The sequence below is a fragment of the Enterobacter cloacae complex sp. 372C4 genome, assembly GCF_050030615.1.
Classification (GTDB): Bacteria; Pseudomonadota; Gammaproteobacteria; order Enterobacterales; family Enterobacteriaceae; genus Enterobacter; species Enterobacter intestinihominis.
The window spans coordinates 42,944-59,203 of the sequence record NZ_JBLGUQ010000002.1; the positions used below are offsets into that span (position 1 = coordinate 42,944).

Annotated in this window: 19 protein-coding genes; 18 read left to right on the forward strand and 1 reads right to left on the reverse strand. The window is 44.3% G+C overall.

Features of this window, described 5'->3' with window-relative positions:
* Positions 1-55 precede the first annotated feature (55 nt).
* The 18 genes from ACQG11_RS23260 to ACQG11_RS23345 all read left to right on the forward strand — a co-directional run bounded on the left by ACQG11_RS23260 (position 56) and on the right by ACQG11_RS23345 (position 15,015).
* Positions 56-2,068: a VWA domain-containing protein gene (locus ACQG11_RS23260; protein ID WP_134390574.1), complete on the forward strand. Its 2,013-nt coding sequence runs from the start codon at positions 56-58 to the stop codon at positions 2,066-2,068.
* Between the two features lie 70 nt (positions 2,069-2,138).
* Positions 2,139-2,360 (forward strand): hypothetical protein, encoded by a 222-nt coding sequence (locus ACQG11_RS23265; RefSeq protein WP_015063134.1) that lies wholly within the window; start codon positions 2,139-2,141, stop codon positions 2,358-2,360.
* Between the two features lie 114 nt (positions 2,361-2,474).
* A complete protein-coding gene (locus tag ACQG11_RS23270) occupies positions 2,475-3,707 on the forward strand; it encodes a DUF7146 domain-containing protein (RefSeq protein WP_032610499.1) in 1,233 nt (410 codons plus the stop codon).
* Between the two features lie 273 nt (positions 3,708-3,980).
* Entirely contained in the window at positions 3,981-4,505 is a 525-nt protein-coding gene (locus tag ACQG11_RS23275; RefSeq protein ID WP_022652175.1) for a hypothetical protein, read from the forward strand.
* A 77-nt stretch (positions 4,506-4,582) separates the two neighbouring features.
* Positions 4,583-5,461 carry a hypothetical protein gene (locus ACQG11_RS23280; RefSeq protein ID WP_015063137.1) on the forward strand — a complete coding sequence of 293 codons (879 nt, stop codon included), beginning with the start codon at positions 4,583-4,585 and terminating at the stop codon, positions 5,459-5,461.
* Positions 5,462-5,528: 67 nt separating this feature from the next.
* Positions 5,529-6,464 carry a hypothetical protein gene (locus tag ACQG11_RS23285; protein WP_015063138.1) on the forward strand — a complete coding sequence of 312 codons (936 nt, stop codon included), beginning with the start codon at positions 5,529-5,531 and terminating at the stop codon, positions 6,462-6,464.
* 77 nt (positions 6,465-6,541) lie between these two features.
* Positions 6,542-7,462 carry a hypothetical protein gene (locus ACQG11_RS23290; protein WP_022652176.1) on the forward strand — a complete coding sequence of 307 codons (921 nt, stop codon included), beginning with the start codon at positions 6,542-6,544 and terminating at the stop codon, positions 7,460-7,462.
* 73 nt (positions 7,463-7,535) lie between these two features.
* Positions 7,536-8,471, forward strand: a complete 936-nt coding sequence (locus ACQG11_RS23295; protein ID WP_022652177.1) for a hypothetical protein — start codon at positions 7,536-7,538, stop codon at positions 8,469-8,471.
* A 176-nt stretch (positions 8,472-8,647) separates the two neighbouring features.
* Positions 8,648-9,604, forward strand: a complete 957-nt coding sequence (locus ACQG11_RS23300) for a hypothetical protein (RefSeq protein ID WP_022652178.1) — start codon at positions 8,648-8,650, stop codon at positions 9,602-9,604.
* A gap of 408 nt (positions 9,605-10,012) precedes the next feature.
* Entirely contained in the window at positions 10,013-10,282 is a 270-nt protein-coding gene (locus ACQG11_RS23305) for a hypothetical protein (RefSeq protein WP_015063142.1), read from the forward strand.
* A gap of 109 nt (positions 10,283-10,391) precedes the next feature.
* Positions 10,392-10,928 carry a hypothetical protein gene (locus ACQG11_RS23310; RefSeq protein ID WP_223203164.1) on the forward strand — a complete coding sequence of 179 codons (537 nt, stop codon included), beginning with the start codon at positions 10,392-10,394 and terminating at the stop codon, positions 10,926-10,928.
* A gap of 7 nt (positions 10,929-10,935) precedes the next feature.
* Positions 10,936-11,193 (forward strand): hypothetical protein, encoded by a 258-nt coding sequence (locus ACQG11_RS23315; RefSeq protein WP_015063144.1) that lies wholly within the window; start codon positions 10,936-10,938, stop codon positions 11,191-11,193.
* 73 nt (positions 11,194-11,266) lie between these two features.
* Positions 11,267-11,803: a hypothetical protein gene (locus ACQG11_RS23320; protein WP_015063145.1), complete on the forward strand. Its 537-nt coding sequence runs from the start codon at positions 11,267-11,269 to the stop codon at positions 11,801-11,803.
* A 16-nt stretch (positions 11,804-11,819) separates the two neighbouring features.
* Positions 11,820-12,266 (forward strand): hypothetical protein, encoded by a 447-nt coding sequence (locus tag ACQG11_RS23325; RefSeq protein ID WP_015063146.1) that lies wholly within the window; start codon positions 11,820-11,822, stop codon positions 12,264-12,266.
* Positions 12,259-12,867, forward strand: a complete 609-nt coding sequence (locus ACQG11_RS23330) for a hypothetical protein (RefSeq protein WP_015063147.1) — start codon at positions 12,259-12,261, stop codon at positions 12,865-12,867. Before ACQG11_RS23325 ends, ACQG11_RS23330 begins: the two co-directional genes overlap by 8 nt.
* The gene (locus ACQG11_RS23335) at positions 12,857-13,816 is read left to right on the forward strand and encodes a DNA replication terminus site-binding protein (protein WP_022652180.1); all 960 of its coding nucleotides are present in this window, start codon (positions 12,857-12,859) and stop codon (positions 13,814-13,816) included. Before ACQG11_RS23330 ends, ACQG11_RS23335 begins: the two co-directional genes overlap by 11 nt.
* Positions 13,817-13,826: 10 nt before the next feature.
* Complete coding sequence (locus tag ACQG11_RS23340) at positions 13,827-14,735, forward strand: hypothetical protein (RefSeq protein ID WP_022652181.1); 909 nt, start codon at positions 13,827-13,829, stop codon at positions 14,733-14,735.
* Positions 14,671-15,015 carry a hypothetical protein gene (locus tag ACQG11_RS23345; RefSeq protein WP_015063150.1) on the forward strand — a complete coding sequence of 115 codons (345 nt, stop codon included), beginning with the start codon at positions 14,671-14,673 and terminating at the stop codon, positions 15,013-15,015. The genes ACQG11_RS23340 and ACQG11_RS23345 overlap by 65 nt, the downstream gene beginning before the upstream one ends.
* A 24-nt stretch (positions 15,016-15,039) precedes the next feature.
* On the opposite strand, the gene ACQG11_RS23350 is transcribed toward ACQG11_RS23345, so the two are convergent.
* Complete coding sequence (locus ACQG11_RS23350) at positions 15,040-16,221, reverse strand: tyrosine-type recombinase/integrase (protein WP_015063151.1); 1,182 nt, start codon at positions 16,219-16,221, stop codon at positions 15,040-15,042.
* Positions 16,222-16,260: the final 39 nt, after the last annotated feature.

A 16,260-nucleotide genomic window follows, 5' to 3' on the forward strand; every position in this document is an offset into this window, starting at 1 on the left:
CAGATGGGTACTTCACCATCTGGGTGAGTACCCTTTATTAATTAAAGGTACTCAAATGAAATTTGATTTGAAATCTTCACCCCGCCATATTCAACGCCTGACGAATATAGCCAGCGTGATAAGCGGTATAAGTGGTCTTAATGTTGTAATAGACAATAAGGTACATACACCTTATTTCAACAGCGAAAAGAACGTTTGTGTATTACCTAATGGTGATTATAGCGATGAGAAATTCGTCAAGCTAATTGAAGGGTTTATATGTCATGAAGCTGGACACGGTCGCTATACAGAACATGAAGTATACCGTGAAGCTTTTGTTGGGGAACTGATTAATGCAGATGGCTTCATCAGTATAGATGATAAGCTGAACGCTGAATTTCAAACCCTTAAACAAAAGAAAATCGCATATGCCCGGGCTTACCGTCTACATGGACTTATTAATCTCTTTGATGATGTCCAGATGGAAGAGAAAACGGGTATTAACTATCAGGAGGCAAAAAAGCGCCTCGCGGTAAGTTATGCCTTGATGGTTGAAGCTGGGCGAATGACGGTTGATGTTTCTTCAAGCCCTCAAAACCCTGTTCAGTTTATTGAAATGTTCCTGCTTAATACATTGCGGGTTAACGTTCTCCAGCAAGAAGGGCATAAAGAAACGCTTGATCCATTTTTCGATTATGCAAAGAAAATCCTTGAGCCTGTAATTTTAGAAGTTGATGAGATTATTCATCAGGCTCTAAGTTGCAAAAGTACGCAAAATTGCGATTCTCTGGCGCGTAAAACCTTGGCTCTTTTAGAGCGTTTACGGGATGAAGCCAAAGAGAAACAGCAAGAAGAGGATCAGAATAAAGACCCGCAAAACGACACAGACAATTCATCTGGCTCTGAGAATGAACCTGATTCCGAAACCAATGGTGACAACCAGGGTGAAGGGGATGGAGATTCCGAAGAGCAAGACGATGATGCTGGTAATGGTAAAGCACCTATGGAAGATAATGAGCCGTCAGAGCAATCTAAAGGGGATGAAGAAAGTGCTGAGAGCGGTAACGGTGAACCTGATGGAGAGCCCGAAACCGATGAATCGGCTAACCCTGACTCGTATGATGCTGACGGAACTCCTTCCCAAATCGACAGTTCCAATGGAAATCCTTCCGATGGGGAAAGTAACTTTTCTCCTGAGCAGTGGAGTATCCTTGCCAAATTGCTGGATGATTTTCTTAACAGCGATGAGGAAAGTGAAGATTTTCATGAGGCTCTTGCAAATGAAATCTCCGTAATTGCTGCCAGTGTGTCGGATGAGGTTAAAGCTGAATTTGGTGCAAATGAGTGGGATCTTCCAGATTTGCTTATTGATCTGAATGTCTACAATGAAGCATTAAATATCAGTCAGACTCTTGGGGCAGACTTATCTGTTTTACAGCAGGTAAAAATGCGTGGTCAATTTAAAACCCGTGATAGAGGCTTGTCATTCGACATTAATCGATTGATCCAGTCTCCGATGGGTGTGAGGGATGTATTCCGGTCGCAAAGCGAATCTAAAAACCGGGGCCACGTCGGCTTGGTTATTGTTCGTGATATTTCAGGTTCTATGATTCTGGATCACCGTTATATCCACGCAATTAAGACTGACCTTGCATTAACTTTGGCGATTGAAGCTAATTCAAAAATGCACGTTGCTAATGTGATTTATCCGTTTGTCGACAAAGACTTTGAAGTTATCAAAATGTTTGATGAAAACGCGGAAGAGACGCTTTCAAAATTTTCACTCGGCTGTAAAGGGAATAATACCCCAACGGGTTCCGCCTTAATGGCTGCTGTAGAATTGTTACTTGAAAGCCAGTTTGACAGGAAAATTGTTTTCCTTATTACTGATGGTTATCCGACAGAGTCTGATTACACCATTAGTGATGTTCTTACGGTAGCTGAAAGTAACGGTATTGAAATCGCTGGTGTAGGCATTAAAACTGATGAGTTAATTGGTTTTGATGAGGGCACCTTCGTAAATGTTGATGATATTTCTTTACTGCCGAATGTGGTCAGTAAATTAGTACATCAAATTCTATCTAATTAACTCTACCCAATCGGGGCAAAATGACGCCCGGTTGGGTCGTTTTGCTCCCTGAAGGATTAAGGAGCAATATATGACTCAGATAAAGACTTACCGTGTCGAGTATGAAAAAGTCGGGATGATGCATCGTGTCCGTATTTTTGGTCGCATGGGTGAAGTTGTCAAAAGTGAATTGCCAAAAGAAGTAATTCTCCGGGATGTATCTATACCGGAGGGTAATGTAAAAATGGCAACATCAATGGTTGATGGTTTTATCCAGCGTCTTGAAAATAATGGCTTCAAGTCTGAAGCGTAATTGTTAAGGGCCATTATGGCCCTTATTCTTAGATTCTGCGTTGTGGGTTTCTCCCTGTTTTCTGCATCGCAGAGGGCATTGAGAAACCCACAATGCCAGATAAGAGAGAACAAAATGACTTATGCATCACCGGCTGTTAAGCGTACACCACATGAAGTATCTGAGCACTTTATTAAAATGGTTCACGCTCGTGTTGCGGAAGCCTCTGGCTGGCGCTATGTATTCGATAGAATACCGGCATTTAAAGATGCTTGTGATAAAGCACCTAGCCAGGTTCCTTGCCCCTTCACCGGGGACGGGAAATCAAAGTTCCGTTTCCGAAAAAAAGACCTCTATACCGGTTGTGCTATTCACAATGATTTCCCTGTGAATGCATTTTGTGACGGTATTGATGTGCTGGCAGAGTATTACAAGTTGAGCAAAACCCAGACTTGTAAGAAGATCTTGACTGATTTCTTTGGTATGGATCTGTACGCTCCGTTAACTGATGCGGATCTCGAAAGTGAACGGCGTTATAAATCAACAGTTCGTGCAACCGAAACGCTTGATAGCGATGAAGTTGAAAAACGGCTGCGTAAACTTGAAGTGTTATATCACTATACAGGTGAAATCAAGCCAGGGAGTCCTGTGGGCATGTATCTCCGAAATCGTGGTCTTAAACGAATTCTGAGTAATCTGCCTAAGGATCTTGGTCTGAACAACCGACTTTACTATATGGATAAGTCACTAGAGAAACCGTCAACTTACCCGGGAATGATCGCAATTTATCGTGATACACGGGGACGTCCTCTGACAATCCATAGAACGTTCGTAGAGAAAAATGGTGATAAGGCTCGGGTAGAGAATCCGAAACTGATGATGAAACCGCCTGCCGATATGACCGGCGGCTCAATTCAGCTGTACGACCCACACTACAACTCAGGTACCCGTACCTGGACGTTAGGTGTGGCTGAAGGCATAGAAAACGCGCTGTCAGTAACTGAAGCGACTTCAACACCGTGTTGGGCTGCGAGCTCTGCCTGGTGTCTTGAAAACGTTGAAGTGCCGGATAGTCTACTGCCTCCTCCGGATGTGAAAGAAATACAGTTTTACGTCTGGGCGGATAAGGATGTTGTGAATTCAAGAGGCGCTTGCCCGGGTATGGAGTCAGCAATACGACTTCAGGCCCGAATGGAAGAGTTTTTTGCAAAGCGATATCCCACTTCAGAGCTGACAATTAAAGTCTTTGAACCAGATTTCGATATTCCTGAAGGGACGAAAGGAATCGACTGGAACGAAGTATTGAAATTAACAGGACCTGATGGCTTCCCAGTAAAATGGGCTCCTGAATGTCTTGCTCAGCTTTAAACCCGATAACTCCCCCGCCTTTTTAGGTCGGGGGGGGTTATCTCTTTAGTGTTTAATTTCATAAATACTAAACAGATAATTAGATTTCCTTCGTGAAAATCACCTGTTATTCAGGTTTTTTTTACGGCTGAGATGCTTGCTCAGTTAAATAAATGTGCGGTACATCTGGCTACGGTCGGTTGTATGACGTGGTATATCCATATAACTCAAAACCCCTGACGGGAGTATTACCGTTAGGGTGATGCTCATCGTTTAATATAAGAGAGCATTGTTATGAAAACTGAAAATCAAGACTTATTTAATAAGTTTGCTGCTGTGATTTCATCTCGTATCGTTGAGCAACCATCATCATGCTATTATCTTCATGATAGTGAAGTTGACCTTACGATTTTAAAACACAGCATAATAGATAAGGACAAAAACCTGTTGTATGTAATTCGCCCTTCAGGTACATGTTTGTTACGCTGTGATAAATATTTTTTTCCGAATTACTATCTTACCTGTCGTGGAGATTATAAAGCATTCATTTATGTGCATTTTAATCTTGCTACAGGAAAAGCGGAAGATATCACGTGGCAACAAGCTTTAGAAGTTTTGTCCAAACCGGGAAGGCCCCCATTGAGAGGTTCTCTTGGAAGATTTGATTATTTAAAACTTGTGGTTGATGATCTTCGTACCCGTGGTTATGCCGATTTTCTACCGGCATATAATCTGGATGGACTTCGTCATTTTGCAGTAAAGGATGAGCGACCATCTCTTGTCAGTTATATCGACAATGTCATAGCTCTTTGCGCATAAACATATCACATATTTTAACTACATCCCTGATGGCCAATCCCATCGGGGGGGCCCTCAGCATTTAACCTGGAGGCCTTATGAAATTAGCTACAGATCTTGTCAATGCAGTTCTGATAAAGGATGGTGTTGTACCGGTTTCCATTACTGAGATGCCTGTACAGTCTCTTGTAAATCCTTTGACACAAGTGCATCTCAGCCTGTACCTGAAAACAACGCATTTATCGCGGTTCGTCCCTGACTATGTCGAGACTCTGAAAGATTGTCCGGTATCGTATGATATCGGCCTTGAACTTCAGCAGTGTATCAGCAGTGCTGAATTGCTCTGCGAAGACATGGAATCGCTTGAATTTATCTCTGTATGGATAGAACTCTATACGTGTAATTCAAAGCAACAACGGTTTGAGGAAAGTAACTTTTCTCTTCGTTCCGAAGATATCGAGCTGGCTAAGATGCTAGCTTGTTCCCATGATCTCTTGATTAGCCAGGCTGCTTGTTTCTGGCTTTTATATTTTGATGACTTCATGAGATATGTGCGTAATAGACTCTGTACTTTACTCAGAGAAGTTTTAATACTGATTGCCGGACTGCGGAATGCATTCTTGCACCGTAATGAAGATCAGTTAATTAAGAGAGTGAAGTACGGGAATGAAATGCTGGAGGTAACTCTTAAAGCTATTGCACTATGTTCAATGGACCGGTATCTGAAATCATTTACCTCTTTACGAACAGAAGCGGCAGCTTCGGGTTTTATCAAATGTGTTAAGTCTTATATCAGTACAGGGTGGAGACATGGTTATATAGTCTGTCACTATTATCGAAATGGACAGTCTCTTGGTAAGTCATTACCACTTTTTATAAGTGAGACGTCTGAATACAGTATACAGAAACGAGTAAATCGTCTTATATCTTCCACGATATCAGGGCGAAATAAAGATTTAGGTCTTTCTGATTTCTGATTAACACTACCCATCTGGGGATTACTCCCCTGATGGGCGTAATCCCTTTTTATAACGAGAGGATTACATGAAAATTATCGAGAAAATCATTAATGCATTTCTGATGTCACGCAATCACGCTGTGAAGGTCAGCAATGTTATCTGCTTAACTGGTTGTGACGGTAAATTTACTGGTATACGCTGTGACGCCGATGTTTCATTTGATTTTCTTCATTCGTATGCTAACGCATACAGTTCAATATTTTTAGATATCCCGTTCCCTGGGTTCGAAGACCAGAACATTACGGATTGTGTTAAACGTCAGTTAGATGTAGTGAAAAATAAGCAGAATCGGTCTTTCTTTATTGACCATATTAGATTCCCGGTTACTGTCAAGGAAGGATTCACTCTACAGCGCGGTGGTAGTTACGACGTGACTGATAGTGAATATAACAAGCAACGATTGCTGCATTTAACTCGACATGGACGTTTTGGTGAAGACTATCTCACGTACAAAGAAGGACTGAGTCCCTTCTTTTCATTTGTGAATGTAGAATTACATGAAACTATGAAGGAAGGTATTCGTTTAGCACTTGATGTTTTAAATAAGATAACAACTGACCAACCTGACCGTCTTATAAAGGACTTTAAATATCATGACTGTTACAATAGTTATAATGTTCAAATATTTTGTAAGGGGTTGCCAGTTGATATTCTGGAAACGATGATCGCACCTGACTTTTTGTCATCCGACATGTCTGGTAGTCGTCAGATCATCAAAAATGCACGCCGCTATCTTAAAGGCTTTGCCCACAGTAATCGTGTTTACATGAAGTACGGTTGGCGCTTAGCGGATATCGACACGTCTGATTATGCTAAAGTCATGTCAGATAAAGAAATGCATGCCAGAGATGATCTTAAAATGTTTTGCGGTGTCTTTGTTAAAGAGTGCTTCGCATCCGGAAAAGATGAATACGAAGCCTACCTTCAAGAAAGACAACACGCTATTCGTTACGGGTATTAAAACTTATTTTCAACTTATCTAATCCCTGAGGGAACTCTTCCCTTGGGGAGAATTCCCTCTTAACCGAGGGCAATAAAATGAAAGCTATTTATAAATTAATTGAAGCGATGCTGGTGAAGATGGGTTTTGAAGGTGCTGCGATCCAAAGTGTCAATCTGGAAACCGGAGTCATTCAGAGTCTTGTTGTGAAGGTTGATATTCCAGTCCGGACTTTAAAACCGCATTTAATGCGTTATCTGCGCGACTGGGAGCCTTTATGGGGCCCTGACGTGGATAACCATCCTGTTGCACAATATTGCTCAGGAGCTGCGTTGTTGAAGGCTGGGCCGGTCACTCTTGAAACCTTGCAGTTTGAGGTTTCAGTGTCAGCAGCTCACCTGCGTCTTGTTGATGTTGAGCCAGACTGGCTGAATGAAGGTGTGAACCGTGAAAAACTGGACTATGTCTATTATCGTTCCAGCAATGCAGACAAGGATTTAATCCTTGGTATGGTTGAAAACGGTCACAATTTCATCAGCCATCTTCATGGCCAGTTACGGTCACGCTTATCTCAGGTTCTTCCGCTTATTTTCGCAGTTACAGAAAAGGTTGCGGAAAGTTCAGTTCCACAAGTGTTAACCAGGTTCTTCAGTGTTGACCATCAAATCAATACTCAGATAGTAGTTGAACCGGTACCCGTTTCAGTTGCAGACCAGATAATTTCTGCCAACTGGGATGTGAGTAGTATTTCTGGGGCTGACAAGTTCCTGAACCATGTTAATCGTTACCTGTCGGGTAGGGTGATGAAGCGGCGCATTTACGCTGTTATTGAATCTTGCAACGATGGCCCTTTAACTCTCGACGCGAATCTAGGTTGCTTTACTTCACCTCTTCTCGTCACTGAGTACAAAATGGTTCAATCGCATTCTTCATCGCTGTACAGAAAGGCTATAAATAACTCGCTTAAGCAAATCAATTCGTATGCTCCAGAGCATTCGGATGATCTGCTTTACATGTAATTAATAAATAACCCTAAGGGAAGCTCAATCCCTTTAGGGGATGCTTCCTTTATTCTTTCAAGAGGAAGTAGATATGTTTAATGAAAACGATGATATAAATTTTGTTAGCGCCATGCTTAAAAAACAACTTGGTCTGACAGTAATTCAACAGGATATTAAACTGTTTGATAAGTCTAATTTCTTTGAACAACTCTCATTCAAAGCAGAAGTGGCGACTGATGATTTGTTATTCTATCTTGATTCATATATCGAAGAGTTGATAAAACATAAAGCGCCGTATTCTGAAACCGAAGTTCTCCGGAATAAAATCAAATACCTTTTTAAAGTATATGAAAAGTCTGGGTTTCAGAAAATAACAATTCGTGGTTATCATAATGCGCATAGCACTATGAAATTTTTCGATATAGCAACATCAATATTGGCGGCCTCAGAATCGTTGCCTGAATATGATGAATTTCAGAAAGGTCTCAGAAAGGAAATTTATCAGAATAGAATGAGTGTTGACGGGAAAGTTCTTATTGCCCGGTATGCACTGAAGCAATTTTTCCATTCTGATTTTGGCGACTTTATCTATGAGTTTGAGAAAAAAATAACAGAGTGTCTATTTAATTCTCTTCAGGTTATCAAGTCTGTTAAAAATTCATTTCATAGTTTAGGTCAATATCAATATCACCGTCGTGTAAATCATGAACTGATGTTGCATCTTGAGCTGAACACTGATGAATACCCGGCTTGCATGCCTGATCTTTACATTGGTTTCAATGAGTCTGAAGGCACGACGGGGGCGTATTGCGATGATGAAAAACTCATTCGTCTTTATACCTGCGTAAGTTCCGGACACGATGTGCCGGTTATGATGAACGTTCGTTTCACTGGCAGTGATGGGAGTGTTAAGTGTGAATCCTCGCACGGAACCTTCTCTTCTGTGGGACCTTGTGGCCGAGTACAAATCTGTGACAGAGCAGCGTTGATCCATGAAGCGATTGAAGAGTTTCGGGACGGTGTTTAACCGGTCCTCATTCTCACCTCATCGTAAAAAGTAACTTTGTTCGACTAAATGATTGCGTTCACTTTCCTGTTTAACTGGCAGGATAGAATGATTTAGAAAAACATATTTTTATCCACCCACTGGGGAAGTTGCTCCCCTATGGGGCACTTCCTTTCAATTTTCCTGAGGAAGTGAAAATGACTAATTATACTGATAATCAAAACTACGTTCGTGCAGTACTGGCAGACATTGGCATTGATTTTGATGAGACAGAGATTCATATCAATGTCTCTCACTGCCAGGGCGACGAGGTTTCTTTTTCTTGCAGTATATCAGCCAGTGAATTAAGACAGTCTGTGGACCATTATGCGGAAACGCTTAATGCTACTCAACTGGATGGACTGGATGCTAATACCCTCAAGAAGCGCCTGGTTTACTTCCTTGAGGTCTTCGACCAAGTTTCCGGTCAGTATCTGGATATCTCTGGTAAACACTACGCGACTAGCCGCTTTGAATACGATGATGTCTGTTGTGATATCCTAAGTCTTTCTGCGGATAGCACACAACCTGGTGGCTATGATCGTGAAGAATACAAAAAACTGATGGAAGTTGATGGACAGGTTTTAATCGCCCGTTTTGCACTGGAACAATTCTGGAATACGCATTTTATTGGGCTTATCAACTATGTATCAGATGAAATAACATCCGGTCTTCATGATGCTTATCGCACTTTCAGTGATATAAGCATGGCCGCTTATACATTTAGTGAGTATTCATATTCACGTCGAATTACCGACGAACTGAGTCTGCATATTTCACTTCAAGAGGACGATTTCGACGATCAATTAACCGATTGTTATATGGATGAAACAACGCTGCCGTCCGGCAAAGTAGTTTTACGTCGTAATAATGAATCGATTATTGATATTTATGAAAGTTATGCTGCAAAATCTTACTTTCATATGGTTGCTCATGTTCGAGTCCTTGATCAAGATGGTGAAGTCGTTAATGAACTTTACCAAGGGGTGAATGTATCTGAATTGACTGGTGGCCGGGTTAAAATCCATGACCGTCAGGATCTAATTTATGAAGTATTCTCCACATTACGTAAACTCATCCCCGCTACAGAGGTTAAAGTCTCCGTTGCGGCATGAGTGCTGAAGATAGTTTTATATCTTCAGTTTTTTATACTCCCAAGAAGGCACGGTTATCCGTGCCTTTTTTTATTCCTCAAATCTGTTCTTTAATCCGCTATATTTCAACGTACTCATTGACCGATATGATTAACTGCATTGCTCTCCGGTCACAGCTCTTCATAAACCATCCGTTACCTTCCGCATCAACTCCAATCCAAAATGACACTCTTTCTGCTGCTTCCTTTCCTGCTCCGGTTAGTTTCAATTTTTTGACACGTGTTTCCGTTTCCGGCCGCAATCAGTCTACATGCTGGAGACTGCATAAATAAAATTTACTTACTTTGTTTTAGTTTCGCGAAAATAGGTCTCTTATCCGAAAAATGGAACGATAGAGATTTGTATACTGTTTAAAACAAAGGAGTGACTATGCCTGCCACCATAAGTCTGAGCAATATCCCTGTGAACTCGGTCTTTTCCCACGACCAAAGCCAGTTCTCTTATCGGCATGTTGATTTCAGTATTGAGTTGCTGCTTTCTTCGGGAAGTGACTCACAGCTGGAGTATCTTTTTCTCAAACCGGCAGCTGAAGTAAAGGCCGATCTACAGCGTCGTTTAGGCCGTGGGGAACTCTTTGTGACAACAGACAGTTGCGACAATTTTAGCGAAGTCTATGGCTGTATGGGACACGATTGCTGAGGGCTTTATAAAGGCAGGCGTCCGATTTTATAACAATACGAGACACAAGCACCTAATGATGACTGAATCGTTCTATGACTGGGTTGTGTACTGCATCACGGGCGTAATAATGGCGTCGGCGCTCCTCGAAGGAAAAAGAACCCGTTTCCCGGCTGCATTTTTTTACGGAAGCATTGTGCTTCTGGTTGTTTTGATTGTGGCCGGTGGCCTGAACTGGTGGTTTTACCGGTCAAAATTCGGCTCAGTCGTCGTTATTTTTGCTGCTACAACACTGTTAATGACCCGATTCAGGATGGTCATTTATGCGCTCAGGTTTCGGTCGCTGGTTGCAGGTCTGCAATCACACGTTAACAAGGGGTTCAGGATAATCCTCGTTTTACCCGAAAATGAGGACGAGAAGATCGTATTAATGAGCATGTTGTCTAAAAAAATACCCGCAGGCGCGTTGTTTTATACCCAAACTGCTCTGGGTCCATATTCAGGGGATCTACTGCATGCATTGGGACAAAAGCATCTTATGGGCGAAGGTTACCTGCTTCTCTGTGAGCAACAACTTCCTGCCCGAACCTGGCTAAGCACTGTGGAAAACGGTGAACCAGAGACGTCTCTTGCAGTCAATTTTCATTCGATCCCTGATATGGAGTGATACCCCTATGTACAATACCGATTCACAGACCGTACCAGCTGACACCCTGTGTGAAAGCAGTTCTCAGGTGAAAATTCAGTTAAGTCGAAGTGCCTCCCGGGCGCTGACGACGGCGAAAGAAATTCTTGAAACCCGGGGACTGGAATCTGTATCAACTGAAGATCTCGTTCGGGCATGCCTCGAAGAAAATCATCCTCTCGATCTGGCCAGCATCTATCTTGAGCATCGACTAAAACAGAAGGGGACCAGCATCTGCGAATTTTAGCGTTTTGCAACCTATTGGGGAAAATCCGGAATGTGTTTAAATAGCTGTAAATAAAGCAATCTACAGGTAAATCATGAAAAGCAATCTTCATCCTTTTGGAGCGTCTGGCACGAAACGAGTACTCAAAACGGACATTGCGTTGTCGCTGCTCTGTTGGATGTTTACCAGTCCCTTTAGCAACTGGACCGAAAAATATTTTACCGGCACAGAGGTGCCTGAAGCACCGATGCCCGAGTTGGGTCAGGCACCTGAGGCTATCTTTCGATTTGTGCTTAATGATGATGGTTTTGATGTTGGTTATGACGCTGTGGGTATGGATCTCTGCTGTTTCTCTATCCCACTATCTGCAATGCCAACAGTAAATCTCGACGAAGAAGAGACGTTATCCAGGCTGACTGGCGAAATGATCCACGGCGTACTGCTTTCTCTGCCTGAGTACCTTGAGATGCCAGACAGGCTTGTCTATCAGCTAAATGATGAGGTAATGGCGTTCAATTCACACTGTGGCAACGGAATTCTCCATGGATGGACGTCAGCGCAAGAGCTGTGGCGAAACGAGATCTTGCCACGCACACCTATTTTGATGCAGCACACCTCAGTCATTCACTGAGTTCCGGGGGCTCTGGATGAAAAAGCGACTTTACCTGTTGGAATGGAAACTTTGTGAGACACGAGCCTGGTTAGGATGGATGGTTTTTTGGTTGATCATCAGTTTTATGCTGTTATCTGCGATGTTGATGACAGGGCATTTGCTAAACAAGTTTGTCCTAGCGCCCGTCTGGCTGTTTATCTGGTGCTCTCCCTGGTTATGCTTCTTGTTGAAGGTACGCGTGACCGAGATTGATAAAGGGCTGGTGAATACCCTTCAGCTCGGAGGTTTACCGGTTTGTCGGTGGAGCCGTCCTGTAGTTCCCGGCATTTGGTCTGTTGATCGAATGAACGGCCGCTACAGGCTGAACCGTATTGGCACGGATGGCCTAACGGTACATTATCCGTGGCGCTTGCATTATCAGCCTTTGTTCCTGACTCCGGATAACCAGATTTCTGATATTAACGGGGGTAAACATGAATGAAAAATATGACGCTGTAGTGAGTGCAGCTACCTCCTGTCTGTTGTATGTCCGTGAAAACGGAAGGTCAGGCCTCGGGGAATGCCCGGTGGCGTATTCGAATGAACTCATCAACAGATGGCTTAGTTCGGCTGAACGTCGTAATTTGCATTCTCGTCAGTGTTTGCGTTCGATCCGAACCATTCTGAAGCAAGCCAGAAAGTGTCGTCAGCCTGATTTTAAGAGCGTGATGCATTTGCTGGTGGAAGGTAATGGCGTTATCCCGGATGTTACAGTATCGGATTTGGGTAATGTGCAGAGTATACGAAATGAACTTATTGGACTGGGCTGGTGGGTGAAGTTCGGTGTACCGCTGGACTGGCAGCGTATCAATCTGCAACACAGGCCTGTCAGTTTTGGCCTTTTGTCCGACCTTAATCGTTGTTTCAGGCATGACGGCCAGCAGGCTGAACCTCTGCCCCTTTATACAACAGGCAATTCCGATGAACTGCGGAAGGTGTTGGAAAAGTACAGCTACCGGCTGCGTATCGCATCTTCAGAAGTGGTTGAGGATGTAACGGTGTTGCGCTGTTTTATTGAAACCGGAGTGATGAATGTCCAGTGAAAATTTACCTTTCTACCGTGATCGGATTCTGGAGCGAATTGAACAGCTCAGAGCCTTTCTGAATAACCATCAGCCGGTGATGGCGGAACTGATGACTGTGGGGGCCGTCACGCGCCACGAAGAGCGGCTGAAAGAGGTTACCCCAATTGAGGTGAGTACTATTTCTGATGCCTCTGTAGATGACATTATCCGTGTATTTCAGGATTTTTGTATCGATGACATCGATGTACTCAGCAGGAATTCAACGAAAGTAACGACCAAATATCCGGGGCTGATTATTGTTCCTGAGGGTGCCGAACTGCTGAGCAGAATTATTCGCGATATCAACGACGCCAAAACTGACTTTGCCTCAGCTATGAAAAGGGTAAATGATCAGAAACACATCCGCTTTGAGGAAGTTCACCGTAAACTTCCCGGCCTTGTGACAGTGGCGTCTACTCGCAAAATTATGTTTGTGGAGGCACGGCTTAAAAAAGTTACTTTTTGCTGGCGACTAAACCGGAACCAGGTAAAAACCAACGCCAGTGAGCTCATCGCGATGCTGGATAAGCGTCGTACGGCAGCGGTCAAATCGCCAGCGACCACTGACCTGACAGTGGTTGCGAACATCGATAGGGCGAAGGCATTACTTGAAAGAAAGGTCCTACAAGACGGGGATGCGTTACGTCTTTGTCGGACCAATACCTTCCCGGTTCCGATCGCGCATCTGTTCTCATACCGTCCTGAAGGCACGGAGCGTGGAAGTAGCAAATACGCCGAGACGGATTACAAGGTGGTGAAAGCCTCACTGCCCATTTTCGCTGTTGGACAAAAGCCAGCATTTAAAGGTCTTCAGAACTGGGTGCCTGCGTCGGATGACGCACCGTCAAATGCACGAAGGATCAACCATAGCTACACGGAGCTTGTACCCGGTGCGGATCTTGGCATTTTCATTATGAGTAAGGTCTGAGGAGAAAAGCATGCAATGGATCTCCACTACCAGCCAGAAGCTCGATGAGAGACTTTATCGTGTCTGTGTCTGGGTGAAAAAATACCACGAGGACGCTATTAACCGTGTTGTATTGACGGTGGATCTCAGTAAAGCCCGACATGACCCGGGAGAGGATAAGGTACGGTCCGAGTTACTGTGTGGCCATTACTTTCTCATGAGGAAGGAAAACAATGCGAAATCGGCGCCAGCGGATCAAAACTTTGAATTTTTACCTGACGGCCGCAACCTGAGCTGGCAGACGTCGACCCCGGGGCTTCAGCAGCTTCTGCTGAACAATAATGTACCGGAGTCCCTCAGGACCCTGGCTGATTATATTCACATACGTCTGACCAAACTGACAATGGTCCCGATGTCGGGAACCATAATGAAAGCTGCACAGGAAGACAGTATCAGCTGGGTGAAAGTGGATCTGCGATATTTCTGGCAGTATGAACTGGTTGATTCCCATCTGGGACCTGTCCAGGTGTCTCATAAGGCGCTTGTGCGTTTTGGCCGTCTGGCTAAACACGATGAAAATGCCAGCGCTATTCGTATGCTTCGCCAGCGGTTGTCATCACCATTTATTCAGGAATATGAGATGCCTGAGGAGGAGCTGAAGCGTAAGCAACAGATCATGAATACCGCCGATGTGAAAATGCTTTTTCATGCTCATTATCCGGGGCAGAAATTGCTGTTGGCCCGGTATGCCAATGGCTGGGTGCTGGTGGATTGTTTCCTGTTCCACCATATCAAACCCAAAAAGAAGGCGAAAAACAAAACCAAAGCAGGCAAATCAGAAACACAAAATATAAAAACGACGGGGAGTGAGGATCATGGAACTGGGCATTATGGTGTGCATCGTGTTGTTACTCTCACTGGCAGCGGTGTGGATCAGTAACAAGGCGGTGGGATTACTGGAAATCCATTATTTTAAGCGACCGCTGAGCATGGAATATGCGGCGTGGCTGAGGGTGATGTGTGCCGGTTTGTTGTTTATTTTTATCCAGATGGCCCCGGCATTCACGTTTCTGTATACGCTTAAGCTGGTGGCACTGTTAAACTTGGGTGTGCAAACTATGAAGCTTAACGGCGTTTATAAAATGAAACGCACAGGTATGCTGCCGCCGAAAGACGCCCTTCAGGATCTGAACCGGTTTAATCCTTTCCGTAAGAAATAACCCTCAGCAGCGCCCGCATGGGCGCTACTCATCCAGCGCTCCGCGCATGAATTGCGTCATCGCTTTTTTACCAGCTTCAATGTTACGGATATAGCGTGAAACCATCTCCGCGTTGCTCCAGTTACCCATCTCCATGATCTGCAAGAGCGTATACCCGGCATGAGCAAGTTCGATGGCACCGCCTACGCGGACGCTGTGACCGGTCCAGCATCGGGTGCCCGTTTCCTGCGGATGAAGCTCTTCCCAAAGCGCTTCAAAGGCCCGGAGTAGCGTGTTCTTACTAAGCATACCCTCATCCTCGACGGGAATGGGTTCGCCATTTCCCCCGAGCGGGGTTCGGGTAGGCAGATAGGGCATGTTATGGTTTCTCAGCAGCGCATTGATTTCGTTACCCTGGCTTCGTAAACCCCATTCAGGTGGCATATATCCGTTATCCTGAAAGTTAACGGCCTGAAAGAGATAGTCCTTCGGATGGCTGTATTGATCCCTTCCGACCATACCCATCAGCCTTCTCAGTGTGGCTGTGAGGTTAGGGGTCAGATGATAGGTGAGCAGGGTACTGACAGTGGATTTTGTCCGGTATACCGTCAAGGTAAAGCTGCCGGTCTTTTCATCCAGCACAAGGTCTTCCATCCGAATTCGCCTGATCTCCGCTGAGCGAAGCAGTGTTTCAAACCCTGTCCAAATTAGGCAAAGGTCGCGGAGTTTGCGCACCGACTGCGTCGTACTGTGTGCTTTAATCAATGCCTTTAGATCCGTCACCATGAATGGCGTAGCCTGGCGGGTAACTTTCTGCTTTCGGGCTTCAGCCTGTTCGAGGGCCGCAAGAATATAACCCACTTCAGATGTGATGATCCCAGGCTGATCGAGTGCTTTCCTTTGGATACTGTTCAGGGCATGCAGGCACCCTTTAATACTGCTTCGTGACAGTGACTTCTGAAGATGGTCTAAATAGGCCAGCAGTGGAGTTTCAGTCACCGGGAGAGAGCTGGCGGGCCAATCTTCGTTCACCTCCTTTCCTGCATTTGCCTGATACCACTCATTCCAGGAACGCAGCCAATGGAGATACGTCTTAGCCGTATGGTATTTCAGGTGAGAAAAATAGCGGATGAGGCGCATCAGTTGCTTGTCATTAACTTTAACCGTAGACAATTGTTGATGGAGATCGTTGTCTGCAAACCGTCTGGTTACTGGCTGGCTATTCATTGTGTCCACCTGAATACACTGTTTTTATTTACAGCCATT